The sequence below is a fragment of the Streptomyces sp. NBC_01433 genome, assembly GCF_026340105.1.
Classification (GTDB): Bacteria; Actinomycetota; Actinomycetes; order Streptomycetales; family Streptomycetaceae; genus Streptomyces.
Genome location: NZ_JAPEPM010000001.1, coordinates 4,114,082 through 4,138,393 on the forward strand (window position 1 = coordinate 4,114,082; position 24,312 = coordinate 4,138,393).

19 protein-coding genes and 2 tRNA genes are annotated in these 24,312 nt (G+C 70.2%); 13 read left to right on the forward strand and 8 right to left on the reverse strand.

What is annotated here, in order from left to right; genetic code table 11:
- Positions 1-179: 179 nt before the first annotated feature.
- Together OG413_RS18520 and OG413_RS18525 are read left to right on the forward strand one after the other, a co-directional pair.
- Positions 180-668 carry a ribose-5-phosphate isomerase gene (locus OG413_RS18520; protein ID WP_266806943.1) on the forward strand — a complete coding sequence of 163 codons (489 nt, stop codon included), beginning with the start codon at positions 180-182 and terminating at the stop codon, positions 666-668.
- Positions 669-782: 114 nt separating this feature from the next.
- A complete protein-coding gene (locus OG413_RS18525; RefSeq protein WP_266806945.1) occupies positions 783-1,595 on the forward strand; it encodes an Fpg/Nei family DNA glycosylase in 813 nt (270 codons plus the stop codon).
- A gap of 135 nt (positions 1,596-1,730) precedes the next feature.
- Here the strand turns inward: OG413_RS18525 and OG413_RS18530 are convergent, their stop codons facing one another.
- The gene (locus OG413_RS18530) at positions 1,731-2,963 is read right to left on the reverse strand and encodes a GNAT family N-acetyltransferase (protein WP_266806947.1); all 1,233 of its coding nucleotides are present in this window, start codon (positions 2,961-2,963) and stop codon (positions 1,731-1,733) included.
- A 105-nt stretch (positions 2,964-3,068) separates the two neighbouring features.
- Here OG413_RS18530 and OG413_RS18535 point away from each other — a divergent pair, with 105 nt between their 5' ends.
- A complete protein-coding gene (locus OG413_RS18535) occupies positions 3,069-4,214 on the forward strand; it encodes a PP2C family protein-serine/threonine phosphatase (protein ID WP_266806948.1) in 1,146 nt (381 codons plus the stop codon).
- A gap of 123 nt (positions 4,215-4,337) precedes the next feature.
- Here the strand turns inward: OG413_RS18535 and OG413_RS18540 are convergent, their stop codons facing one another.
- Positions 4,338-5,546 carry a cation:proton antiporter gene (locus OG413_RS18540; protein ID WP_266806949.1) on the reverse strand — a complete coding sequence of 403 codons (1,209 nt, stop codon included), beginning with the start codon at positions 5,544-5,546 and terminating at the stop codon, positions 4,338-4,340.
- Between the two features lie 356 nt (positions 5,547-5,902).
- Here OG413_RS18540 and OG413_RS18545 point away from each other — a divergent pair, with 356 nt between their 5' ends.
- From OG413_RS18545 to OG413_RS18555, 3 genes are read left to right on the forward strand one after another with little or no spacing between them, the layout of a single operon-like run.
- Entirely contained in the window at positions 5,903-6,769 is an 867-nt protein-coding gene (locus OG413_RS18545; protein WP_266806950.1) for an ABC transporter ATP-binding protein, read from the forward strand.
- On the forward strand, positions 6,769-9,231 hold the full coding sequence (locus tag OG413_RS18550; protein ID WP_266806952.1) for an FtsX-like permease family protein: 2,463 nt from the start codon (positions 6,769-6,771) through the stop codon (positions 9,229-9,231). The genes OG413_RS18545 and OG413_RS18550 overlap by 1 nt, the downstream gene beginning before the upstream one ends.
- A gap of 27 nt (positions 9,232-9,258) precedes the next feature.
- Positions 9,259-9,759: an HD domain-containing protein gene (locus tag OG413_RS18555; protein WP_266806954.1), complete on the forward strand. Its 501-nt coding sequence runs from the start codon at positions 9,259-9,261 to the stop codon at positions 9,757-9,759.
- 104 nt (positions 9,760-9,863) lie between these two features.
- On the opposite strand, the gene OG413_RS18560 is transcribed toward OG413_RS18555, so the two are convergent.
- Complete coding sequence (locus OG413_RS18560) at positions 9,864-11,030, reverse strand: acyltransferase family protein (protein ID WP_266806956.1); 1,167 nt, start codon at positions 11,028-11,030, stop codon at positions 9,864-9,866.
- A 521-nt stretch (positions 11,031-11,551) separates the two neighbouring features.
- Here OG413_RS18560 and OG413_RS18565 point away from each other — a divergent pair.
- On the forward strand, positions 11,552-11,746 hold the full coding sequence (locus OG413_RS18565; protein WP_073723181.1) for a hypothetical protein: 195 nt from the start codon (positions 11,552-11,554) through the stop codon (positions 11,744-11,746).
- A gap of 113 nt (positions 11,747-11,859) precedes the next feature.
- Here the strand turns inward: OG413_RS18565 and OG413_RS18570 are convergent.
- Positions 11,860-11,933 (reverse strand) — tRNA-Gly (locus OG413_RS18570).
- 168 nt (positions 11,934-12,101) lie between these two features.
- Between OG413_RS18570 and OG413_RS18575 the strand changes: the two genes are divergently transcribed.
- The 5 genes from OG413_RS18575 (at position 12,102) to clpX (ending at position 16,841) form a co-directional block, all read left to right on the forward strand.
- Positions 12,102-12,178: transfer RNA gene (locus OG413_RS18575), tRNA-Pro, on the forward strand.
- Between the two features lie 150 nt (positions 12,179-12,328).
- A complete protein-coding gene (gene tig, locus OG413_RS18580) occupies positions 12,329-13,723 on the forward strand; it encodes a trigger factor (RefSeq protein ID WP_266806957.1) in 1,395 nt (464 codons plus the stop codon).
- A gap of 291 nt (positions 13,724-14,014) precedes the next feature.
- The gene (locus OG413_RS18585) at positions 14,015-14,620 is read left to right on the forward strand and encodes an ATP-dependent Clp protease proteolytic subunit (RefSeq protein ID WP_073723895.1); all 606 of its coding nucleotides are present in this window, start codon (positions 14,015-14,017) and stop codon (positions 14,618-14,620) included.
- 79 nt (positions 14,621-14,699) lie between these two features.
- Complete coding sequence (locus OG413_RS18590; protein ID WP_073723177.1) at positions 14,700-15,383, forward strand: ATP-dependent Clp protease proteolytic subunit; 684 nt, start codon at positions 14,700-14,702, stop codon at positions 15,381-15,383.
- A gap of 156 nt (positions 15,384-15,539) precedes the next feature.
- The gene (clpX, locus tag OG413_RS18595; RefSeq protein WP_073723175.1) at positions 15,540-16,841 is read left to right on the forward strand and encodes an ATP-dependent Clp protease ATP-binding subunit ClpX; all 1,302 of its coding nucleotides are present in this window, start codon (positions 15,540-15,542) and stop codon (positions 16,839-16,841) included.
- 95 nt (positions 16,842-16,936) lie between these two features.
- Here clpX and OG413_RS18600 read toward each other — a convergent pair whose 3' ends face one another.
- Positions 16,937-17,944, reverse strand: coding sequence for a hypothetical protein (locus tag OG413_RS18600; protein WP_266806959.1), 1,008 nt, complete (start codon positions 17,942-17,944; stop codon positions 16,937-16,939).
- A 137-nt stretch (positions 17,945-18,081) separates the two neighbouring features.
- Between OG413_RS18600 and OG413_RS18605 the strand changes: the two genes are divergently transcribed.
- A complete protein-coding gene (locus tag OG413_RS18605) occupies positions 18,082-20,703 on the forward strand; it encodes a valine--tRNA ligase (protein WP_266806961.1) in 2,622 nt (873 codons plus the stop codon).
- Positions 20,704-20,776: 73 nt separating this feature from the next.
- Here OG413_RS18605 and OG413_RS18610 read toward each other — a convergent pair whose 3' ends face one another.
- The 3 genes from OG413_RS18610 to OG413_RS18620 all read right to left on the reverse strand — a co-directional run bounded on the left by OG413_RS18610 (position 20,777) and on the right by OG413_RS18620 (position 24,281).
- Positions 20,777-22,147, reverse strand: coding sequence for a glycosyltransferase (locus OG413_RS18610; RefSeq protein ID WP_266806963.1), 1,371 nt, complete (start codon positions 22,145-22,147; stop codon positions 20,777-20,779).
- A gap of 75 nt (positions 22,148-22,222) precedes the next feature.
- Positions 22,223-23,374 carry a non-hydrolyzing UDP-N-acetylglucosamine 2-epimerase gene (gene wecB / locus OG413_RS18615; protein ID WP_266806965.1) on the reverse strand — a complete coding sequence of 384 codons (1,152 nt, stop codon included), beginning with the start codon at positions 23,372-23,374 and terminating at the stop codon, positions 22,223-22,225.
- Positions 23,375-23,510: 136 nt separating this feature from the next.
- Positions 23,511-24,281 (reverse strand): response regulator transcription factor, encoded by a 771-nt coding sequence (locus OG413_RS18620; protein ID WP_266806967.1) that lies wholly within the window; start codon positions 24,279-24,281, stop codon positions 23,511-23,513.
- Positions 24,282-24,312 lie beyond the last annotated feature (31 nt).

Below are 24,312 nucleotides of genomic sequence, written 5' to 3' on the forward strand. Positions count from 1 at the left end.
CCGCGTGGTGGTGCGAAGGCAGGGCCACGCATTCAAGCCCGGCATCCGCTGGGAATGGAACCCCCCGTTCCGGATCGTTGACCGGATCGTTGCCCGAGTGGTGTTGCCCACACGGACGTCGTGGAGGGTCCCGACCCCGCTGACGGCTACCCCGCGATGTTCGTGCCACACTTCGGCACATGCGCGTGTACCTCGGATCGGACCATGCCGGTTACGAACTCAAGAACCACCTCGTCGAGTGGCTCCAGGCCCACGGCCACGAGGCCGTCGACTGCGGCCCCCACATCTATGACGCCCAGGACGACTACCCGCCGTTCTGCCTGCGTGCCGCCGAGAGGACGGCCGCGGACCCGGAGAGCCTGGGCATCGTGATCGGTGGCTCCGGCAACGGCGAGCAGATCGCCGCCAACAAGGTCAAGGGCGTCCGCGCCGCACTGGCCTGGAGCGAGCAGACCGCCGCGCTCGGCCGCGAGCACAACAACGCCAACGTGGTCGCCATCGGCGGCCGGATGCACACGGTGGAGGAGTCCACCAAGTTCGTCGAGATCTTCCTCAGCACGCCGTACTCGAACGAGGAGCGTCACACGCGCCGCATCGAGATGCTGTCGGCGTACGAGGCGACGGGCGTCCTCCCCCCGATCCCGGCCCACCACCCGCAGCAGGGCTGAGCAGGCCCGCACCGCTTCACCGTGCCGCCGGGCCCGCCCGGCGGCACGGTCATGCCATCACCGCGCACCATGACCACCGCATCACCCCGCATCGCATCGCACAGGGAGTCGGCCGTGCCCGAGGGACACACCATCCACCGCCTCGCCGCGGACCACCGGGACAGATTCGCCGGGCGGCCGGTACGGGTGAGCAGCCCGCAGGGCAAGTTCGCCGACAGCGCGGCCCTGCTCGACGGCCAGGTGCTGGACGCGGTGGACGCCCACGGCAAGCACCTCTTCCTCGGCTTCGGGGGCACCGGCTGGGTCCATATCCACCTCGGCCTGTTCGGCAAGCTCGGCTTCGGTACGGCCCCGGCGCCGCCGCCCACCGACACCGTGCGGCTGCGCCTGGCGAACGGGGACCACCACGCCGATCTGCGCGGGCCCACCACCTGCGCCCTGATCACCGAGCCGGAGAAGCGCGCGATACACGACCGCCTCGGCCCGGACCCCCTGCGCACCGACGAGAACGGCGAACGGGCCTGGTCGCGGATCTCCCGCAGCCGGATCACCGTCGCGGCCCTCCTGATGGACCAGAAGGTCATCGCGGGCGTCGGCAACGTCTACCGCGCCGAGGTCCTGTTCCGGCACGGCATCGACCCGTACCGCCCCGGCAAGGACCTCACCCGCCGCGAGTGGGACGCGATCTGGGCCGACCTCGTGATGCTGATGCGCGAGGGCGTACGGAACAACCGGATCGACACGGTCCGCCCCGAGCACCTGCCCGAGGCCATGGGGCGCGCGCCCCGCGTGGACGACCACGGCGGCGAGGTCTACGTGTACCGGCGCACGCACCAGCCCTGCCACATCTGCCACACCGAGATCCGTACGGCCCCGCTGGCGGCCCGCAACCTCTTCTGGTGCCCCACCTGCCAGCCGCCGCGCTGAGCCTGCCCGGCCGCTCGGCTGAACGCTCGTCTGAACGTGACCAGCCGCCCGCAGAACGCGACCAGCGGCCCGGCTGAACCCGCCGGGCCGCTCGGGCCCGGCGGGCTCAGAACCGGCAGGCTCGGAAGCCGCGGCTCAGAATCCGTGCGGCAGCCACGGCTCCACGTCCCAGGAGAACGCCGCCCCGGCCTCCGCCAGCGCTCCCGTGCGCAGTTCCCGCACCCGCCCGGCCGACGCCAGCGAGGCCAGTGACACCCCGCCGAGATACGCCGACCCCAACTCCCGTACCGAGAGCTCCAGATCCGCGTCGTCCTCCGTCCGCCGGCACGAGGCCACGCCCTTCGCGTCCGCGGTGAGCCGCCAACGCCCCGCGTTCCAGGGGCAGAACGCGTCCTCGACCTCCAGCACCACATCCACCGGCGTCCGGTAGGTCCGCGCCTCCAGGGCCGCGCCCACCTCCACCAGCCGGACGTACAGCCCGTCCCGCACGCGCACGTCGCAGCGCCGCACGTCGGAGACGAGGTGCAGGAGCGCGTCGTCCGCCGGCCGGTTGTCGCACTCGACCGTCGACATCAGGTCGATGTCGAAGAGGAACTGCCACAGCGAGGCGTACGAGGCGGGATCGAGCGCCCCGAGATCCCGCAGCGACACCGTGCCGCGGGGCCTGGTCAGGTCCCATTCGGGCTTGGTGCGGAAGGTGGCGTACCCGACGACCTCCCCGTCCCGTTCCGCGAGCACGCACTGCAACGGAGAGGAGCCCGACCGGTCCCGCTCGGGGTCGATCACCGCCGCACGGTCCCAGTTCGGCCTGCGCACGGGGGTCCCCGGGCGACCCGGCGCCAGCCGCGCGTACACCGCCTCGCAGGCGGCCAGGGCCTCCACCGGATCCGCGTACCGCAGCCGGACCTCGTCCGAACCGGCCGGCCGGGCGAGCCGCACGCGGTCGGTGTCGATGTCCAGATGCATCTCCCGGGCGGCGGCTCCATAGCCGAAGCGTCCGTAGATCGCCGGTTCCGAAGCCGTCAGCACGGCCAGCGGTTCACCCCAGGAGCGGACGTCGTCGAGCTGGCGCCGCATCATCCCGGTGAGCGCTCCGCGCCTGCGGTGCGTCGCGGCGACGCTCACCATGGTCACCCCGGCGGCGGGCACGGCGGCTCCGCCGGGCACCGTCAGCCGGAAGCTGTACGCCCCCGTCGTCCCCACGCATTCGGCGCCGTCCCACAGCCCGAGGAACCGCTCGTACTCGGCGAGGGCGAGCCAGAGCTCCCGCGCCTCCGGAGAGCTGGGCACCGCGCCGAAGCCACGCTCCAGACAGCTGAGCCAGTTGTCCCATTCGGAGGGCCGGAGAACCCGGAGTTCTGTTGTCATATGCCATCCCTACCAGGGTGTCGGCGGGCAAGCGACCCGTTTTCGAACACATTGTCACCGGGGTCCCCCTGCACCGGAGGCGGCGGGGTGGATAAAGTCCCCGCAATGGACCGTCGCGGAGGAGTGGACGCGTACCCGGCCCGCTGGCGGAAGTCGGCGCACCGGGCGCGCATCGCGCTGCGCAAATCCGGGGTCGACTACTTCCGCGGTGACGGCTCCGACTGGATCGCCCTCGTCGGCCTGTTGCTGACCGTCCCGGCCATCACCTGCGCCACGGTGCTGAACCCCGTGTGGTGCGCCCCGGCCGCCCTCGTCCTGCCGATCGTCGCGGGCGGTCTGCTGCTGCGGCCCGCCAGCCTGCTGGGCCTGTACGCGACGGCGGCCGTCGCGCTGATCGTCGAGGCCCTCACGCTCGGCCCGTACGCGGACGGCCCGGCCCGGGTCACCCCGGGCACCGTCCTGGTGGTCGCGGCCTGCGGGTTCTTCGGGCTGGTCCTCGCGCAGTTCCGGGCCCGCGTCGGGGTCCCGTGGCGACGCGGCGGCACGATGCTCTTCGACCTGCGCGAACGCATCCGGGTCCAGAGCGCCCTGCCCCCGCTGCCGAAGGGCTGGCACCGCGAGATGGCGCTGCGCCCCGCGGGCGGCCAGTCCTTCTCCGGCGACTTCGTCGTCGCGGCCCGGACCAACGGCGGGCGCACCCTGGAGGCCGTACTCACCGATGTCTCCGGCAAGGGCATGGACGCGGGTTCCCGCGCCCTGCTGCTGTCCGGCGCCTTCGGCGGGCTCCTCGGCTCGCTGCCCCCGCACGGCTTCCTGCCCGCGGCCAACGGCTATCTGCTGCGCCAGGACTGGGACGAGGGCTTCGCGACCTCGATCCACCTGGTCCTGGACCTGGAGTCGGGCGACTACGAGATCCTCTCGGCCGGTCATCCGCCCGCCCTCCAGCTGCACGCGGGCAGCGGCCACTGGGAGGAGAAGTCCGGGGAGGGGCCGCTGCTCGGGGTCTACGACGGGGCGCAGTTCGACGCGGTGAAGGGCCGACTGGCGCCCGGGGACGTGCTGATGCTGTTCACGGACGGCCTGGTGGAGGCGTCCGACCGGGACATGGCCGAGGGCATCGACCGGCTGACCGGTGAGGCCGACCGCTATGTCGCCACCGGCTTCGAGGGCGCCGCCTGGCACCTGATCGAGGCCTGCGCGAAGGACGTCAACGACGACCGCGCGCTGCTGCTGCTGTCCCGCCGCGCCTGAGTCGCGCACCGACGACGACGCCGATTCGCGAACCGTACACAACCCGGCGATATCGCGCGGACGTCAACGCGGGGGCGCCCCGTCACCGAAAGGTGCGGAACCGGGGCGCCCCGCGCCACCGCCTCAGACCGTCACCGGAATCTTGCCCGGATTCGGATCTCCGTTCCCGTCTCCGTCTCCGTCCCCGCGTTCTGTCCGGCCGCCGGGCAGAATCCGGGCGAGCCAGTGCGAGCGTCCGGCCGCCAGCGGTGCGAGGACGGCGAGGACGAGTACATAGCCCGCGATGAACGGGGAAAGCCGTTCGTCCAGACCGGCGCCCGCCGCCATCGTGGCCAGGATCAGCGCGAACTCGCCGCGGGCCAGCAGTGTGGTGGAGATGTTCGCCGTGGCCTGCGGCCCGAAGGTGTACACCTTGGCCGCGGCGAGACCCGCGAACACGTTCATCGCCATGGTCACCGCGACGGCCGCGAGGACCGGCCACACCACGCTCGGCAGGTCGCCCGGGTTGATGGAGAGACCGAAGGCGAAGAAGAAGATCGCCCCGAACGCGTCCCGCAGCGGGTGGACCAGCTTGAGGATGCGGCCGCCCGACGTCGTGCTGCCGAGCATCAGGCCGACCATGAAGGCGCCGATCGCGTCGGCCACACCGAACCACTCGGAGACCCCGGCGACGAAGACCGCGGCACCGAGGAAGGAGATGACGAGGAGTTCGTCGTCCTTGGTGTTGATCAGCCTGGAGATCACCTTGGTGCCGAAGCGGGCCACCAGGGCGAGCAGCAGCAGGAAGCCGAACGCCTTTCCGCCGTCGACGACCGCGGCGGAGAGGCTGTCCGCACCGGACAGGATCGGCTGGAGAGCGGCCAGGTACAGGGCGAGGAAGACGTCCTCGACGACGATGATGCCGAGGATCGGCTTGGTCTCCGGATTGCCGATGCGTCCGAGGTCGACCAGGACCTTGGTGACGATGGCCGACGACGAGATGCCGAGGACCCCGGCGAGGACCAGTGCCTCCGAGGTGCCCCAGCCCAGCGCGAAGCCGAAGCCGAGCCCCGCGCCGACGTTCAGCGCGAGATAGGCGCCTCCGGCGAGCGCCATCTTGCGCCCGCCCGTCTTGAGGTCGTCGAGGTGGAACTCAAGTCCCAGATAGAAGAGCAGCAGCACGAGACCGAGTGCGGAGAGCATCTCCAGCTCGTGCGGGTCGGAGACGAGAACGATGCCGGGGGTGTGCGGGCCGAGCATGATTCCGGCCAGGATGAACAGGGGGATGGTCGGCAGTCCGATACGGCCGCCGACGCGGGCGAGGACGGCGGCGGCCAGGAAGGCGCCGCCCATGGCGATGAGCGTGTCTGCGTGTCCGATGAGCTTGGTCCTTCAGTAGGTCAAGGGGGCGTCAAGAAATCGTCAGTAATTAGTTTACCGAACGATTGACGTCGCAACTATGCCCCCCGGTGCATCCGTCCCCGGGCCGTGCCGGATCCGCCCCCCGGGCCGTGCCGGATCCGCCCCCCGGGCCGTGCCGGATCCGCCCCCCGGGCCACCAGTCGGATCCGTCCGGGGCCCCTGCCGAATCCGTCGAGGGTGGGGCAATCCCCACCCCCGATCCACCAGTAGCCGCCATGGCCCGGGACACCCCGTGATCCGTACGTTCGAGGTATCGATCAAGCAGGGCAACGGAAGGACGGAACACCATGGGGCTGCGACGCACGAGGCGCACCGCGCAGAGCTCGCGGAACGCGCGGAGCTCGCAGGTCGCACGGGACCCGCAGGGCGCCCACGGGCAGCACGGTCACGCCGACGCGGCCGTCGAACTGCGGGGCGTCCAGCGGCGGTACGGCCGCGGCTCCGCCACCGTCCACGCCCTGCGCGGCATCGACCTGACCCTCCCGCGCGGCAGCTTCACCGCCGTGATGGGCCCCTCCGGATCCGGGAAGTCGACCTTCCTCCAGTGCGCGGCCGGACTCGACCGGCCGACCGAAGGGTCCGTACGCCTCGGCGGCACCGAGATCACCGGCATGAGCGAGAACAAGCTCACCGAGCTGCGCCGCAGCCGACTCGGCTTCGTCTTCCAGGCGTTCAACCTGCTGCCGTCCCTGACGGTCGAGCAGAACATCATCCTGCCCATGCGGCTGGCCGGCCGGGGCACCGGCTCGGCCGCCCGCCGCAGCGCCGCCGACATGCTCACCAGGGTCGGCCTCGCAGGCAAGGGCGACCGCCGTCCCGGCCAGCTCTCCGGCGGCCAGCAGCAACGCGTCGCCATCGCCCGCGCCCTGGTCACCGAACCCGATGTGATCTTCGCCGACGAACCGACCGGCGCCCTCGACACCACCACAGCCGTCGAGATCCTCGCCCTGCTCCGGCACGCCGTGGACAGCCTCGGCGCGACCGTCGTCATGGTCACCCACGACCCGGCGGCCGCCGCCTGGGCCGACCGCGTGCTCTTCCTCGCCGACGGGGAGATCGCGGACAGCCTGCCGCACGCCACCGCCGAGCGGATCGCCGCCCGGATGACGGCACTCACCGCCCCCGCCCACGCATACGCGGGAGCGGCAGCCTGATGTTCACCCCGCACCTCCCGAACGGCCTGGCCCGCGCGGCAGTCCGCTTCCGGCCCTCCTCGTTCGTCGGGACCTTCGTCGCGCTGCTGATGGCCGCCGCGATCGTCTCCGCCTGCGGCATCCTGCTCCAGACGGGCCTCACCGCCTCCGTCCCCGCCGACCGGTACGCCGGGGCACCCGTGCTCGTCGCCGCCGACCAGCAGGTCAGCGTGACCTCCGGCAGCGGCGACGAGGCGTACGAATCGACCACCGTGCTCCCGGACACCGCACGGCTGCCCGAATCCCTCGTGAAGAAGGCCGCGGACGCCCCGGGCGCGGCCGCCGCGATCGGGGACCTCACCTTCCCCGTGCACCAGGACCGGACCCCCCTCACCGCCCACGGCTGGGGATCCACCGCCTTCACCGGTACGGAACTGGTCACCGGTGACGCGCCGGAGACCGGCGAAGTCGTCATCGGCAGCGGTATCGAGGGCCGGGTCGGCGACACCATCACCCTGGACACCCCGGCGGGCGCCCACGCGTTCCGCGTCTCGGGCACCACGGACACCGGCGCCACCCTCTGGTTCACCGACCAGCAGGCGGGCAGCGTCTCCGGCCACCCCGGCCGGGTCGACGCCATCGCCGTACTCGCCGCCCCCGGCACCACCACCGACACCCTCGCCGCCCAGGTCGGCCGGGCCATGGGCACCGAGCACGCCGCCCAGGTCCACACCGGCGACGACCGGGGCGGAGTCGAGGACCCCGGCCTCGCGAGCGCCGAGGAACTCCTCGTCGGACTCGGCGGCTCCTTCGGCGGCATCGCCGCCATGGTCGCCGTCTTCACCGCCGCCGGTACGGTCGCGCTCTCCGTCGGCCAGCGTGGCCGCGAGTTCGCCCTGCTGCGCGCGATCGGAGCCACCCCGCGTCAGCTGCGCCGCACCATCGCCACCGAATCCCTGCTCGTCGCCCCGCTCGCCGGAGCACTCGGCACGCTGCCCGGAATCGCCCTGGCGAACTGGTGGTTCGGCCGGCTGAAGGACAAGGGGGCGATCCCCGACGCGGTACGGCTCGACATCGGGTGGCTGCCGCCGGCCGTCGCCGTCGCCGCCACGGTGCTCACCGCGCTGCTCGCCGGATACCTGGCCGCCCGCCGTCCCGCGAAGACCAAGCCCGGCCTGGCCCTCGCCCAGACCGCGGTGGAGGGCTCCCCGTTCGGCCGGATCCGTACGCCGCTGGGTGTCATCGCCCTCGTCGGCGGTGGTGTCTTCGCGGGCGTCGCCGCCTCCCAGACCGGCGAGGACGCCGCCAACGCCGCACTCGGCGTGGTCATGCTCTTCATGATGGCCGTCGCCCTGCTCGGCCCGGTGATCGCCCGTGTCTGTGCGAGCGTCCTCGGCCTCCCGCTGCGCGCCGCGGGCGCCTCCGGATCACTGGCCGCCGCCAACTCCCGTACGAATGCCCGCCGACTGGCCTCCGCGATCACCCCGATCGTGCTCGCCATGGCCTTCTCCTCGACCCTCGTCTTCATGCACACGAGCGAGAACCGGGCCGTCGAGCACCAGCAGCGCGACGGCATCACCGCCGATCACATCGTCTCCGACCCGGCGGGACTGGCCTCCGACGCCACCGCGCGCGCCGCCGCGACCCCCGGGGTCTCCACCGCGGTCGGCCTGGTCCGCAGTTCCGTCCTGGTGCCCAGCGGCAGCTCCTCCGAGAGGTACCTGGCCACCGCATCCGCCCAGGGAGTCATCGGTTCGGCCGCCGACCTCGGGCGGGTCCAGGACCTCGATGTCCGTACGGGCACACTCGACGCCCTCCGCCCCGGCACGGTCGCCATCGACACCACCCTCGCGGCGTCGGCGAAGGTCACCACCGGGGACCGGCTCGCGCTGCACCTCCCGGACGGCACCAAGGCGTCCCCGAAGGTGGTCGCCGTCTACGGCCGCGGCCTCGGCATCTCACTCGTCACGCTGCCCGCCGCCGACCTCAAGGGCCATGTGACCTCGCCGTACGCCTCGGACGTCCTGGTCCGCGCCACCCCGGCCGCGGCGAGCGAACTCACCGCGCTGGGCACCGTCACCGACTCCTCCGGCTACGCCGCCACCCAGAACCAGCAGCGTGAGCTCAGCGCCTGGGCCAACACCGTCATGGCGGCGGTTCTCGGCGGATTCGCCGCGGTCGCGGCCGTCAACACCCTGGTCATGACGGTCCTGGACCGCCGCCGCGAACTCACCGTGCTCCGCCTGGTCGGCTCCACCCGGCGTCAGGTCATGGGCATGATCCGCTGGGAGGCCCTGCTGGTCACGGGCGCGGGCATCGTCCTCGGTACGGGCATCGCCCTGGCCACGCTCATCCCGATGATGAAGGGCCTGACGGGCGAGGCCCCGTACATCCCGCCGATGCTGTACGGCTCGTTCGCCGCGGCGACGGTGATCCTCGGGCTCGGCGCGACCGCCATACCCGCTCGGGCGGCCCTGCGCTGAGCCGCCGCCCGCCGTACAGTCGGGGCCGTGTCCACCCCGTACCTGACCCTGGCCGAGATCGAGGCGATCGCCCGCACGGCCCACGCGACCCAGAAGGACAAGGCGGGACGCCCGTACACCGAACACCTCGCGGCGGTCGCCGAGGGGGTACGGGTCCGCGGCGGCAGCGACGAACAGATCGCCGCCGCCTGGCTCCACGACGCGATCGAGGACGACGCGCTCACGGCCGGATGGCTGGCCGGGGCGGCGCTGCCGCAGCAGGTCAAGGACATGGTCCTCGCCGTCACCAAACGGGCCGGCGAGGACCTGGCCGCGTACACCGGACGGATCCTGGCCATCCCCGGCGCCCTGCTGATCAAGGAGTCGGATCTGGCCCACAACGCCGACCCGGCCCGCCTCGCGGTCCTGGAACCGGCGACGCGTACCCGGCTGACAGCGAAATATGCGCAGGTACGCGGCTTGTTGGGTCTCACGGGGGCCGAATCACCCACCGACCAACGGGATCAAGCCAACCCGGCGACGCACTGACAGCCGTACGGGCAGCTCCGTACGGACCGCCGCACCGATACAGACCGCGTACGGGCCCTGCCGGACAGCCCGGCAGGGCCCGTACGTCGTACCGGTGCGGCGGTTCAGCGTTCGGCGGCGTTCCGTCGGAACGCCCACTTCATGTCCGGCTCCGTGGCGAACCGCAGCGCGCGGCGCACCGGCGGAGTGCACAGGAGCGTCACCGCTCCGGCGGCGACGACCGAGACGACGATCAGCCCGGCCGGATCGGCGAGCCATTCGTAGCGGTCGAAGAGACCGGCGTATCCGGCGCCCTTGATCAGGAAACCGTGCAGCAGATAGCCGCAGATGGTCCCGGCACCCAGCACCGTGAACCACATGTGGCGGCGCGGCACCCAGGCCAGGAATCCGGCGGTCAGCACCAGCGCGCACCCGAACATCGCCAGTGACATCACCGCGCCCGACCACCACGGAGCGTCCAGTTCCTGCGCGCTGTTGCTGCGGTAGAACCAGCCGAGCTGCATACGGGGGGCGGCCCAGTAGGCGAACAGCAGGGCCCCCGCGAACAGCGGCAGGGACAGCAGCCGCACCTCGCGCCGCCTGACCATGTCGAAGTGCTGGGGCTTCATGATCAGGCCCAGCACGAAGAACGGCAGGAACTGCAGGACCCGCTGGAGATCGAGGTCGTCGCCGATGTCCGGCGACACGGAGGCGAGCACGGCGATCGCGAGCGCGACCGGCAGCGGATGGCGCAGCGCGCGCCACATCGGTGTGGTGACCCGCCAGATGAAGAGGGCGACCAGGAACCAGGTCAGGAACAGCGGATCGAGCAGGCTGACCGGTTCGTCGGCCGAGCCGCCCGCGTACCGCTTGAACAGCGCGTACGCGGTCTCGAACAGGACATACGGCACGGCCACGCCGGTGACCAGGCGCTTCACCTTGGCGGGCGTCATGTCGAACGAGCGGGAGAAATAGCCGGAGATAAGGATGAAGGCCGGCATGTGGAACGTATATACGACGAGATACAGGGCCCGGGTGGCGCGGCTGCCGTCCATCACCGGTTCCCAGGCGTGCGCCACCGCGACGAGCACGATGGCCAGATACTTCACATTGTCGAAGTAGGGGTCGCGTTTCCTCGCCGGCGAGGCCGCCGACGTCGTGCCCGGCGGGGTGACCGGCGCCGAGGTGGGGGGAGTCCTGGTGGCCGTCATGGTCTGCTCGTGTCTGGGCTCCGACTCCCGGGTCGCTGGGGGGAGCGGGGCCCTCTGAAATACGCTCGGAGCTTGGAACATCTAAGGCACCTTAGACCCGTCGATTGGCATTCGTAAAACGGCCGCGAGTTATCACGTGTTCCCGCCCATTCGAAAGTGAAACTACCAAACACCGACCGTTATGGCACCATTGATCCTGCTTAAATAGGGCATATCGGCGACCAGTTGGACCAAGTGAATTACGTCGCATGTCTCACCCGCAAAAGCCTGTGAACGAACTGTGGGGATACGGAAACGATCACCGTGATTCATATTCGGCCCCGTGTCCTCGACGGCGCACTCACAGTTCACCCACAGCCCGCGCACAGCTGCAGGTGAAGCCCCGTCAGTACGGCCCGAGCCCGCTCCCCTCGCGCTCCGACTCGCCCCGCGGCGGCCCGGGTTCGTCGGCTCCCGGCCGTGAGGTTGGCGGAATCCGGTCAGGTCGATTCATCAGGCGGCAGCAACCACAGGGGAGTTGGTGGCACGATGGACGCAACGGGGCGCGCTCTGGTGTGCGCTTCCGGGCCGGCAAGGCGGACCGACCGAGGGTGTGATCAGACGTGGCTATTTCACTGTCTATGGTGCTGCTGTTCGCGGTCATCCTGGTGGTGCTGATCCGTGGTGGATCCATCAAGGCCGGGCCCGCGATCGTGGCAGTGCTGTTCGGCTTCTTCCTGGCATCGACCGGCATGGCGCCGTCGATCAACAGGTTCATGAACTCGATAGCGGACACCATCAACCAGATCAGCTTCTGACCCGCGACCCGTCCCGCGCCCCGCTACGGGGGCGCGCACGGGGCACGCGGCACCACGAGCGGCACGCGAAAAAGCCCGGTACGGCGATCGGATCGCCGGACCGGGCCCACGCATGGAGCGGGCGACGGGAATCGAACCCGCGTAGCTAGTTTGGAAGACTAGGGCTCTACCATTGAGCTACGCCCGCAAGCACCGCACCGCAGGTCACTGCGACCGCGGCACGAAGAGCATCGTAGCGGGTCGCCGGACCGGTCCGCACACCCGTTGTGCCGGCCGGCGGGCGGCCGGGTAGCGGGCCGCCGGGTAAAGCGGCGGAAGCACTGCCCTTCTGCATGTACCCTACGTGTCGCACCGACGGGGTGTGGCGCAGCTTGGTAGCGCGTCCGCTTTGGGAGCGGAAGGTCGTCGGTTCGAATCCGGCCACCCCGACCACCAGCAAGATCGCATTGTGGGAGTCATCCTCCTTGCCGTTACTATGCAAATTGCGTGCCCGTGTGTCTGATGTACCGGGCTCGGTCCGCGAAGCCGCCTCTCGGCGGCCCAGCAGAACCCCAAGAAGTCAGCCACCAAGGAGACCGAACCGTGAAGAGCGCCGTGGAGACCCTGAACCCGACCCGGGTTCGGCTCAGCATTGAGGTGCCCTTCGAGGAGCTCAAGGACAGCCTCGACGCGGCGTACAAGAAGATCAACCAGCAGGTCACGGTGAAGGGCTTCCGCAAGGGCAAGATCCCTGCCCGGGTCATCGACCAGCGGTTCGGCCGTGGTGCTGTGCTGGAGGAGGCCGTCAACGACGCCCTCCCGAAGTTCTACACCGAGGCCGTCAACGAGGGTGAGCTGAACGTCCTCGGCCAGCCCGAGGTCGACATCACCGAGCTGAAGGACGGCGAACTGCTGGCCTTCACCGCCGAGGTTGACGTACGCCCCGAGATCGAGATCCCGGACTACTCCGGCATCGAGGTCACCGTGGACGCCCTTGAGGTCACCGATGAGGACGTCGAGAAGGCCGTGGAGCAGCTCCGCGAGCGCTTCGCCACCACCAACCCGGTCGAGCGCGCCGCCGCCGAGGGCGACGTCGTGACGATCGACCTGGAGGCCAAGGTCGACGGAGAGGTCCTGGAGGACGGCGTGGCCGCCGGTGTCTCGTACACCATCGGTTCCGGCGAGCTCCTCGACGGCATCGACGAGGCCGTGACCGGCCTGGAGGCCGGTGGCGAGACCACCTTCACCTCCGAGCTGAAGGGCGGCTCCGCCGAGGGCAAGGCCGCGGAGGTCACCGTCAAGGTCACCGCCGTCGCCGCCCGTGAGCTTCCCGAGCTGGACGACGACTTCGCCCAGATGGCGAGCGAGTTCGACACGCTCGACGAGCTGAAGGCGGACAGCCGCAAGCGCCTGGAGAACACCAAGCAGTACGACCAGGCCACCCAGGCCCAGGAGCGCGTCCTGGACGAGCTGCTGAAGCTCGCCGAGGTCCCGATCCCCGAGAAGCTTCTCGCGGACGAGGTCCAGACCCGCAAGCACAACCTGGAGCACCACCAGCTCGGCCAGATGGGTCTCGACCTGGAGAAGTACCTGGAGATCCAGGGCAAGACCCTTGAGGAGTTCGAGGCCGAGACCGCCGAGCAGGCGATCAAGGGCATCAAGACCCAGTTCATCCTTGACGAGCTCGTCAACAAGGAGAAGCTGAACGTCAACCAGGAGGAGCTCACCGAGCACCTCATGCGGCGTGCCGCTTCCTCCGGCATGAGCCCCGACCAGTTCGCCCAGGCCGTCGTCGAAGGCGGCCAGGTGCCGATGCTCGTCGGCGAGGTCGCCCGCGGCAAGGCGCTGGCCGTGGTCGTCGAGGCCGCCAAGGTCGTCGACACCAACGGTGAGGTCGTCGACCTCGAGGACGACGAGGACGAGGCCACCGAGGCCGCGGCCGAGGAGACCACCGAGGCCGCCGCCGAGGAGCAGTCCACGGAGAAGACCGAGGCCTGAGTCCCGCGCTGATCGGCTCCGGCTGATCCGCACGGACCGGTCCGTACGACGGGCTCCGGACGCATCGCGTCCGGGGCCCGTCGTCGTATCGCCGTGCGACCACCGGAACCCTTGTGCCCACTGCGGACCTTGCGCTCCCAGCGAACAGTTGGGGAAGCGGGATGGCGTTGTCCTACCTGCGCGTTAGGGTCCATGAATAGGAAGGGTGGGGGAGTCCCCGCCCACCCGGTACGAAGACGCTGAGACGGCCGGAGCCGTCAGAGACGAGCAGGTGGATACGTGACGAATCTGATGCCCTACGCCGCCGGAGAGCCGTCCCTCGGTGGAGGCCTCGGTGACCAGGTCTACAGCCGACTGCTCGGCGAGCGCATCATCTTCCTCGGTCAGCAGGTCGACGATGACATCGCCAACAAGATCACCGCACAGCTTCTCCTCCTTGCCGCCGACCCGGACAAGGACATCTACCTCTACATCAACAGCCCCGGCGGTTCGGTGACGGCCGGCATGGCGGTCTACGACACCATGCAGTACATCCCGAACGACGTGGTCACCATCGGCATGGGCATGGCGGCCTCGATGGGCCAGTTCCTGCTCACCGGCGGCTCCACGGGCAAGCGCTTCGCGCTTCCGAACACCGACATCCTCATGCACCAGGGTTCGGCCGGCATCGGCGGTACCGCCTCGGACATCAAGATCCAGGCCGAGTACCTGCTCCGCACCAAGAAGCGGATGGCGGAGATCACCGCCCACCACTCCGGCCAGACCGTGGAAACGATCATCCGCGACGGCGACCGCGACCGCTGGTACACCGCGGAGGAGGCCAAGGAGTACGGCCTCATCGACGAGATCATCACGTTCGCGTCGGGCATCCCGGGCGGCGGCGGCACCGGTGCCTGATCCGGCCTCCACCGGACCGGCAGCACCTTCCGCGCACCTCTCGTACGCCGAGATCCCCAGCCCACAGAACGCCACCAGGATGGTGAACACCCACATGAACAACTTCCCCGGCGCCTCCGCGAGCGGCCTCTACACCGGCCCGCAGGTGGACAACCGCTACGTCGTCCCGCGCTTCGTGGAGCGCACCTCGCAGGGTGTGCGTGAGTACGACCCGTACGCGAAGCTCTTCGAGGAGCGCGTGATCTTCCTCGGCGTCCAGATCGACGACGCCTCGGCCAACGACGTCATGGCGCAGCTGCTGTGCCTGGAGTCGATGGACCCGGACCGCGACATCTCGATCTACATCAACAGCCCCGGCGGCTCGTTCACCGCGCTCACCGCGATCTACGACACGATGCAGTTCGTGAAGCCGGACATCCAGACGGTCTGCATGGGCCAGGCGGCCTCCGCCGCCGCCGTCCTGCTGGCCGCGGGCACGCCGGGCAAGCGCATGGCGCTCCCGCACGCCCGGGTGCTCATCCACCAGCCGTCCTCGCAGACCGGCCGTGAGCAGCTCTCCGACCTGGAGATCGCGGCCAACGAGATCCTGCGGATGCGTTCGCAGCTGGAGGAGATGCTGGCCAAGCACTCCACCACCCCGCTGGAGAAGATCAGCGAGGACATCGAGCGCGACAAGATCCTGACCGCCGATGACGCCCTCGCGTACGGTCTGGTGGACCAGATCGTCTCCACCCGTAAGACCACGGCCGGCGCGGCCGTCTGACGTCGGTTTTTCCCCTTGGCACATGACGATCACACGGTCCGGACCGTGTGAACCGTGCCAAGGGGGGCCCGAACGGGGGGCTAGGCAAGGTACCGTCGGATAGAGGCACCAGGAGTCGCTGAACCAGGCGTCTCCCAGGCGAAGGGGAAGCACCTCGTGGCACGCATCGGTGATGGCGGCGACCTGCTCAAGTGCTCGTTCTGCGGAAAGAGCCAGAAGCAGGTGAAGAAGCTCATCGCGGGACCCGGTGTGTACATCTGCGACGAGTGCATCGATCTCTGCAACGAGATCATCGAGGAGGAGCTCGCGGAGACCTCCGAGGTCCGTTGGGAAGAGCTTCCCAAGCCTCGCGAGATCTACGAGTTCCTTGAGGGGTACGTCGTCGGGCAGGAGCCCGCGAAGAAGGCCCTCTCGGTCGCGGTGTACAACCACTACAAGCGGGTCCAGGCCGGGGAGAACGGCGGCGGCGCCAATCGCGAGGACGCGATCGAGCTCGCCAAGTCCAACATCCTGCTGCTGGGCCCCACCGGTTCCGGCAAGACGCTCCTCGCGCAGACACTGGCCCGGATGCTCAACGTCCCGTTCGCCATCGCGGACGCGACGGCGCTGACGGAGGCCGGCTATGTCGGCGAGGACGTCGAGAACATCCTGCTCAAGCTGATCCAGGCGGCGGACTACGACGTCAAGAAGGCCGAGACCGGGATCATCTACATCGACGAGATCGACAAGGTCGCCCGCAAGAGCGAGAACCCGTCGATCACGCGTGATGTCTCGGGCGAGGGCGTCCAGCAGGCCCTGCTGAAGATCCTGGAGGGCACCACCGCCTCCGTACCGCCGCAGGGCGGACGCAAGCACCCGCACCAGGAGTTCATCCAGATCGACACGACGAACGTGCTGTTCATCGTGGGCGGTGCCTTCTCCGGTCTGGAGAAGATCATCGAGTCGCGGGCCGGCGCCAAGGGCATCGGCTTCGGCGCGACGATCCGTTCCAAGCTGGAGATCCAGGCGAGCGACCAGTTCCAGGAGGTCATGCCGGAGGACCTGGTGAAGTTCGGGATGATCCCCGAGTTCATCGGCCGCCTTCCCGTGCTGACCTCGGTGCACAACCTGGACCGCGAGGCACTGCTCCAGATCCTGGTCGAGCCGCGTAACGCCCTGGTGAAGCAGTACCAAAGGCTGTTCGAACTCGACGGTGTGGAGCTGGACTTCGAGCGCGAGGCCCTGGAGGCCATCGCCGACCAGGCGATCCTGCGCCAGACGGGCGCGCGCGGTCTGCGCGCGATCATGGAGGAAGTCCTCCAGTCCGTGATGTACGAGGTCCCGTCCCGCAAGGACGTCGCCCGCGTCGTCATCACCCCGGACGTCGTCCGCAACAACGTCAATCCCACGCTGGTCCCGCGCGAGCCGCGCACGATCGGCAAGAACGACGGCGGCGGCCGCCACGAGAAGTCCGCGTAGCGGCACAGCGGCACTACGTACGCCGAAGGGGCGCCCGGCCGGTCAACCGGCGGGCGCCCCTTCGTTGTTGTGCGGTGCCGGGTGGTGACGCGGGGTCAAATCTTGGTGCGCGAGGTGTTGTAGAGCTTGGCGGTGAGGGCGGCGACGTCCTCCTGCGGCATGGCCTTGCCGGTCACGGACGCGCCGACGTCGAAGCCCACAACGATCCCGATGGTGCTGTAGTCGGCCCAGATGCAGACCGGCATGACCATTTCCTTCGGGCCGTTGGCGGGCGTGCCGTCACCCTTGGCGTTGAGCATCTTCATGCTCTGGCACTTCATCAGCGCGCCCTTGAAGCCGGCCGGCGTGACGTTCTCGGGACTGCCGACCAGGGAGAACGTCGAGCCGTTGTCCCCCTGCTTCATCTCCTTCTCGGCGTTCCTGAAGGAGCCGTCGACGACCTTCGCGGGATCGCTGACCTCGCCCCACATGCCCTGGAAGGAGAGCGCCTTCTGTGCCAGCGGGTTGTCCTTGCTCCCGCTGGCGTAACTGGTGACCGCCTTCTGGGGGTTCTTGATCCCCATGGCCTCGGCCTCGGTCTTCTCCGTGCCCGTGAGAGGGCTGGACGGCGCCGACTGCTCGTTGTTCTTCTTGTAGTCGTCCACCGAGTCCGGGGGCGTCACCTTGTAGCCCTTGGTCGAGTCCGCCACGTCACTGTTGCTGGAGCTGCCGTCCGAGGTGAGGAAGTACACCCCGCCCGCGATGACCGCCAGCGCGACGACGGCCACGCCGATGATCAGGCCGGTCTTCTTCTTCGGTGCCGCCGGGGGGAACGGGGGCTGCCCGCCGTAGGCCTGCTGGCCGCCGTAGGGGGGAGTGGGCGGCTGCTGGCCGTACGGGCCCGGCTGCTGGGCCTGCGGGTAGCCGTAGCCCTGCGGGGGCTGCTGCGGGGGAACGCCCTGGGGGGCCTGCTGCGGGTACCCGTAGCCGGGCTGGCCCTGGGGCTGACCCTGCGGCGGGCCCTGGGGCGGCTGGCCGCCGTACGGGCCCGGCTGCTGTCCGTACGGTCCGGGCTGGCCCTGCGGCGGCTGCCCACCGTACGGGCCCGGCTGGTTGTAGCTCATTGCGCTGTCCCCTCCAGAATGCTTATGCGTTCCGAACATCCTGGCGGAAGCGGCGCAGGCGTGGGGCATCGTGGATCACACCGTTACTGAACAATCCCGTTTCAGTACGGGACTGTGACGGCCCTAAACTGTCTCCCGTGACCGAGAACGCTCAGCAGCAGCCAGCCAGCAACCCCGAACTGCCGACCCAGTACGCGCCGGCCGATGTAGAGGGGAAGCTGTATGAGCGCTGGGTAGAACGCGGGTACTTCGAAGCGGACGAACACAGCGACAAGCCGCCCTACAGCATCGTCATCCCGCCGCCGAACGTCACCGGAAGTCTCCACCTGGGGCACGCCTTCGAGCACACCCTGATCGACGCCCTCGTCCGCCGCAAGCGCATGCAGGGCTTCGAGGCGCTGTACCAGCCCGGCATGGACCACGCCGGAATCGCCACCCAGAACGTCGTCGAGCGTGAGCTCGGCAAGGAGGGCAAGTCCCGCCACGACCTGGGCCGCGAAGCCTTCGTCGAGCGCGTCTGGAAGTGGAAGAACGAGTCCGGCGGCCAGATCGCGGGACAGATGCGCCGCCTCGGCGAGGGCGTCGCCTGGTCCCGTGAGCGCTTCACCATGGACGAGGGCCTGTCCAAGGCCGTCCAGACCGTCTTCAAGCGGATGTACGACGACGGCCTGATCTACCGCGCCGAGCGCATCATCAACTGGTGCCCCCGCTGTCTGACCGCGATCTCCGACATCGAGGTCGAGTACCAGGACGACGACGGCGAGCTCGTCTCCATGAAGTACGGCGAGGGCGAGGAGACCATCGTCGTCGCCACCACCCGCGCCGAGACGATGCTCGGTGACACCGCCGTCGCCGTCCACCCCGACGACGAGCGCTACCGGCACCTGGTCGGCAAGCAGATCAAGCTGCCGCTCACCGACCGTACGATCCCGGTCGTCGCCGACCACCACGTCGACCCCGAGTTCGGTACCGGCGCCGTCAAGGTGACCCCCGCGCACGACCCGAACGACTTCGAGATCGGCAAGCGCCACGACCTGCCGTTCCTCACGGTCATGGACGAGCGCGCCGTCATCACGGTCCCCGGCCCCTTCCAGGGCCTCGACCGCCTGGAGGCCCGGTCCGCCATCGTCGCCGCGCTGCGCGCCGAGGGCCGGATCGTCGCCGAGAAGCGGCCGTACGTCCACTCGGTCGGTCACTGCTCGCGCTGCAAGACCACCATCGAGCCGCGCCTCTCCCTCCAGTGGTGGGTCAAGGTCGCCCCGCTCGCCAAGGCGGCCGGTGACGCCGTCCGCGACGGCAGCGTCAAGATCCACCCGCAGGAGATGGAGAAGCGGTACTTCGACTGGGTCGACAACCTCCACGACTGGACGATCTCGCGCCAGCTCTGGTGGGGCCACCGCATCCCCGTCTGGTACGGCCCGAACGGCGAGGTCGTCTGCGTCGGACCGGACGACGAGGCGCCCACGGGCGAGGGCTGGACCCAGGACAGCGATGTCCTGGACACCTGGTTCTCCTCCGGCCTGTGGCCGTTCTCCACGCTCGGCTGGCCGGAGCAGACCGACAGCCTCGCGAAGTTCTATCCGAACTCAGTCCTGGTCACCGGCTACGACATCCTCTTCTTCTGGGTCGCCCGGATGATGATGTTCGGCCTGTACGTCAACGACGGCGTCCCGCCGTTCGGGACCATCGTCCTGCACGGCATGGTCCGCGACGAGCACGGCAAGAAGATGTCGAAGTCCTTCGGCAATGTGGTCAACCCGCTGGACTGGATGGACAAGTACGGCTCCGACGCCCTGCGCTTCACGCTGGCGCGCGGCGCCAACCCGGGCACCGACGTCCCCATCGGTGAGGAGTGGGTCCAGGGCTCGGCGAAGTTCGCCAACAAGATCTGGAACGCCACCCGCTTCGCGCTGATGAACGGGGCCACGATCGAGGGCGATCTGCCGTCCGCCGACGAGATGTCGGTGACCGACCGCTGGATCCTGTCCCGGCTCAACAAGACCGTCGCCGAAGTCGACGCGTTCTACGACGACTACCAGTTCGCCAAACTCAGCGAGACGCTGCGGCACTTCGCGTGGGACGAGGTCTTCGACTGGTACGTCGAGCTGTCCAAGACCACGTTCTTCGCGGGCGGCAGGCAGGCCGAGGTCTCCGGCCGGGTCCTCGGTGAGGTCCTCGACGTGATGCTGCGACTGCTGCACCCCATCGTCCCGTTCGTCACCGAGACGCTCTGGACCGCGCTCACCGCCCGGGAATCCGTCGTGATCGCCGACTGGCCCGCCGACTCCGGTTTCCGCGACGCCGAGGCCGAGAGGGAGATCGAGCTCGTCCAGCAGGTCGTCACCGAGGTCCGCCGCTTCCGCTCGGACCAGGGCCTCCAGCCCGGCCAGAAGGTCCCGGCCCGGCTCACCCTGACCGGTACTGCGCTTGCCCCGCACGAGGCGGCCATCCGTCAGCTGCTGAGGCTCCAGCCCGCCGAGGACGGCTTCCACGCCACCGCGACCCTGCCCGTCGCGGGGGCCACGGTCGCCCTCGACCTCTCCGGCACGATCGACATCCCGGCCGAGCGCAAGCGCCTCACGAAGGACCTGGAGGCGGCCGGGAAGGAGAAGGCCCAGGCCAACGGGAAGCTCGGCAACGAGGCGTTCCTGGCCAAGGCCCCGGACAACGTGGTCGACAAGATCCGCGGCCGCCTGGCCAAGGCCGAGGCCGACATCGAGCGGATCACCGCCCAGCTGGCGAGCCTGCCGCAGGGATGATGACCTGAGTACGAAGCCCCCGCACGCCCGACCGACCGGGAGCGCGGGGGCTTCGCCGTACCCGGCGCGCCCCTCACGTCTCCCGCGCGGCCGGTCCGACCATCAGCGGCTCCGCGTTGCGCCGGGTCTTCGCCCAGCCGTTGCGCCCCCGGAGCATCCGGACGAAGCCCCGGGCCGAGACGATGAACAGGTGGTACGCGTAGAGCCACAGCGCCACGCCCCACACCAGTGACTTCAGGAACGACGCGTCGGGCACGTGATCGCGGCGGTAGAGCGGCCCCCACAGGATGAACGGCGTCACCGACACCACGGCCAGGACGACCATCACGGGCCAGTGGACCAGCAGACGGTCCAGCTCGTGCCCGCCGTCGCCCCGCACCGCCCCGACGGCCGGCGACGCGAGGATCACCACCGTGAGGGCCAGCGTCAGCAGATGTGCCAGCGGCTGGACGAAGGTGTAGAGCGTCTCCATCACCCCGCGCCCCCGGATGTGCCGGGAGGAGACTATCCGCGACGCGTAGCGCACGCACTGGAGATTGCCCTGTGCCCAGCGGGTCCGCTGCGCGAGCAGCCGACGGCCGCTCGGCAGCGCCTCCTGGGTGACGTGGGCGTCGGCGACATGCGTGGTGCGGTATCCCGCGAGCAGCATGTGGAGGCCCAGCTCGTAGTCCTCCAGCAGCGCGCCGTGCTGCCAGGGACGGCGTTCGGCGGTCGCGATCCGGTCCAGGGCACTCAGCCGGGTGAACTGGCCGTTGCCGCCGAGCCCCGTCGAACCGGTGCGGTTGCGCATCAGCTGCATCCCCGTGTTCGACACGGCGAACTCCATGTCCTGCACCCGTACGAGGACCCGCCCCAGCGCGTTGGCGGCGCGGCCACGCTCCGGGAACGGCCGGCGCTCGCCCGCGTTCCGCATCCGTACGGACACCTGCACGCCGCCGGTCTCCGGGTCGCCCAACGCCTCGGGGCCCGAGACGGGGACCAGGGCCCCGGGATCGAGCTGTCCGTCCGCGTCGATCACGCAGACGATCACCCGGGAGCGGTCGGTGCCCGCCGGGAGGAACGCCCCGAGCCGCTCGTACGCGGTGTTGAGCGCGGCCCCCTTTCCGGTCCTGGCGTCCGGGCGGCGGCGCTGGACGAGATGTACCCGTGGATCGCCCGCGGCGAGCGCGGCGACGATCTCGCCGGTCGCGTCGTCGCTGTCGTCGTCGATCACCCAGACGTCCGCGCCGGGGAAGTCCGCGCGCAGTCGCGCCACGGTCGTGCCCACCACGGCCTCCTCGTCCCGGCAGGGGACGAAGAAGTGCCAGTCGAACAGCGCCGGGTCACCGGGGGCGGTGGGGCGGCGGCGCAGGTATGCCCGGCGTGATCCCGCCCAGTAGAGGAGGAAGCCGAGCAGGAGGGCGAACGGATAGACGTGGAGAGCGGTGGTCAGTGGGGCAGGCACGACAAGGCTCCGGGGGAGTCGGACGGAAGCGGGGACGGACTGAGGGCTGTCCCGCCGGGGATCGCGGGACAGCTCTCAGGCGGCGAGTGCCGCCGCGTCGCGGGCGGCGGGCCGCACGAGCGCGGTGACGAGCGCCGCGATCCGCTGGGCGGCGCGGCCGTCGCCGTACGGGCTGGGGGTCCGCTCCAGCAGGCGCAGCCCGTGGGCGCCCTGGGCGAGGCGATGGCGGGCCAGCCGGCCGATCCGCGGTCCCGGCGGCACGAGGTGGGCGAAGTGGGCCATCGACTCCGGGCGCTCGGTCGACCGGCGGACCACGATCAGCGGCCGGCCCAGGACGGTGCACTCCTCCTGGATGCCGCCGGAGTCGGAGATCAGCAGCGCCGCGTGCCGGGCCAGGGCGAGGAACTCCCCGTACCCCAGCGGGGCCAGCACCGTGACGCCGTCCAGCAGCCCGCCCAGGTCGGCTTCCTCGATACGGGCGCGGGTGCGCGGGTGCAGGGGGAGCAGCACCGGCAGGTCGTCGGTGGCCAGCGCGGCCAGTTCCGTGAGGACGGTGCGCAGGGTCGCGGTGTCGTCGGTGTTCTCGGGCCGGTGCAGGGTCGCCAGGATGTAGTGGTCCGGCTCCAGGCCGTGGTGCGTCAGCAGGGCTTCGCGCCGTTCGGCCGGGGGCAGATGGCGCTGTACCGCCTCGACGACGGTGTTGCCGGTCAGGGTGATGCGCGCCGGGTCGGTGCCCTCGGCCAGCAGGTTCGCCCGGTTCTCCGGGGTGGCGGCGCACAGGACGTCGGCGATCGAGTCGACGAGGACGCGGTTGTGTTCCTCGGGCATCGCCGGGTCGTGGCTGCGCAGTCCGGCTTCGACGTGGACGAGGGGGATGCTCCGCGCGTTGGCGGCCAGGGCGCCCGCGAGCGTGGCGTTCGTGTCGCCCTGCACGACGACGGCCGCGGGCGGGTGCTCACCGAACAGCGCGTCGAGCTGCTCCAGCGAACGGGCGATCTGGACGGCGCGCGAGGTGCCGCCGACACTGCGCAGGAGCTCCGGTGCGGGCAGACCCAGTTCCGCGACGAACCGGCCCGACATGGCCTCGTCCCCGTGCTGACCGGTGTGGATGAGCCGGGCCGAGGAACCGAGGCGGTGGATGACGGGTGCGAGCTTGACCAGTTCGGGCCGGGTGCCCAGGACGACGGCGACGGAGCGCGCGGGCAGCTCGGGGAGTTCGGGGGACATGGAGGGCCGTTCCTTTCGCCGTTCCCGGCCGGGGGCGTCCCAGGCTCGGCGGCGCAGGTTGCACAGCGGGTGTACGGGGGGTGCGGCGGCGTTGCGCGACGCCGGTGCGCGCGGATGGGGAAGTTGGTCCCGGGACCTATGGCCCGGCCGGGGGCGGTCCGGCCGGGTCCAACGGCCCGGTGGACGTCCCCTCCGGAGCCTCCGGAGCCTCAGAAGTCCCCGGAGCCGGATAGCGGTAGCCCAGGCCCCGCACCGTCTCGACCGGCGCGGGCCGCCCCGTCGTCCGGGCGATCTTCCGGCGCAGCCGCAGCACGGTGTACTTCACCCGCGCCGGATCGCTGCCGGGCGGTACGTCCCACACCATGTGCAGCAGCTGATCGGCGGAGAGCACCTGACCGGAGTGCCGGGCGAGCGCCGTCAGCAGGGCGAACTCGATCGGGGTCAGATCGAGCCACTGTCCGTCCAGCACCGCCTCGTGCGCCCTGAGGTCCAGCGTGAGCCGGCCGTCCTCCACCAGGGACATCACCTCGGGCGCCCCGCCCGTCGCCCGCCGCAGCCGGGCCCGCAGCATCGGCTCGTACAGTGCCTGCGGCACCTCCGCGGTCACATAGTCGTCGGCCCCGGAATTCAGTGCCCGTACGGCGTCCCGTACATGGAAGGAAGCGTCCACGACCGCGATCGGCAGATCGCTCATGTCCCGTACCCGGCTCAGTACCTCCCAGGGGCTGAGCCCGCCGAGGCGCAGGCTCAGGATCAGCAGGTCAGGCCGATGCTTGTACAGGGCACGCAGAGCGCTCTCGCCGCTGTGCACGACCAGGGTTTCGTAGCCCTCGCCCGAGGTCACGCCGACGAGCCCCGGATGGAATCCGTCCGGGGCCGCGATCAGGATCAGCGGGATGGGTCGCACTCCTCCACCATGCGGCACCCCGCGGCTTCGC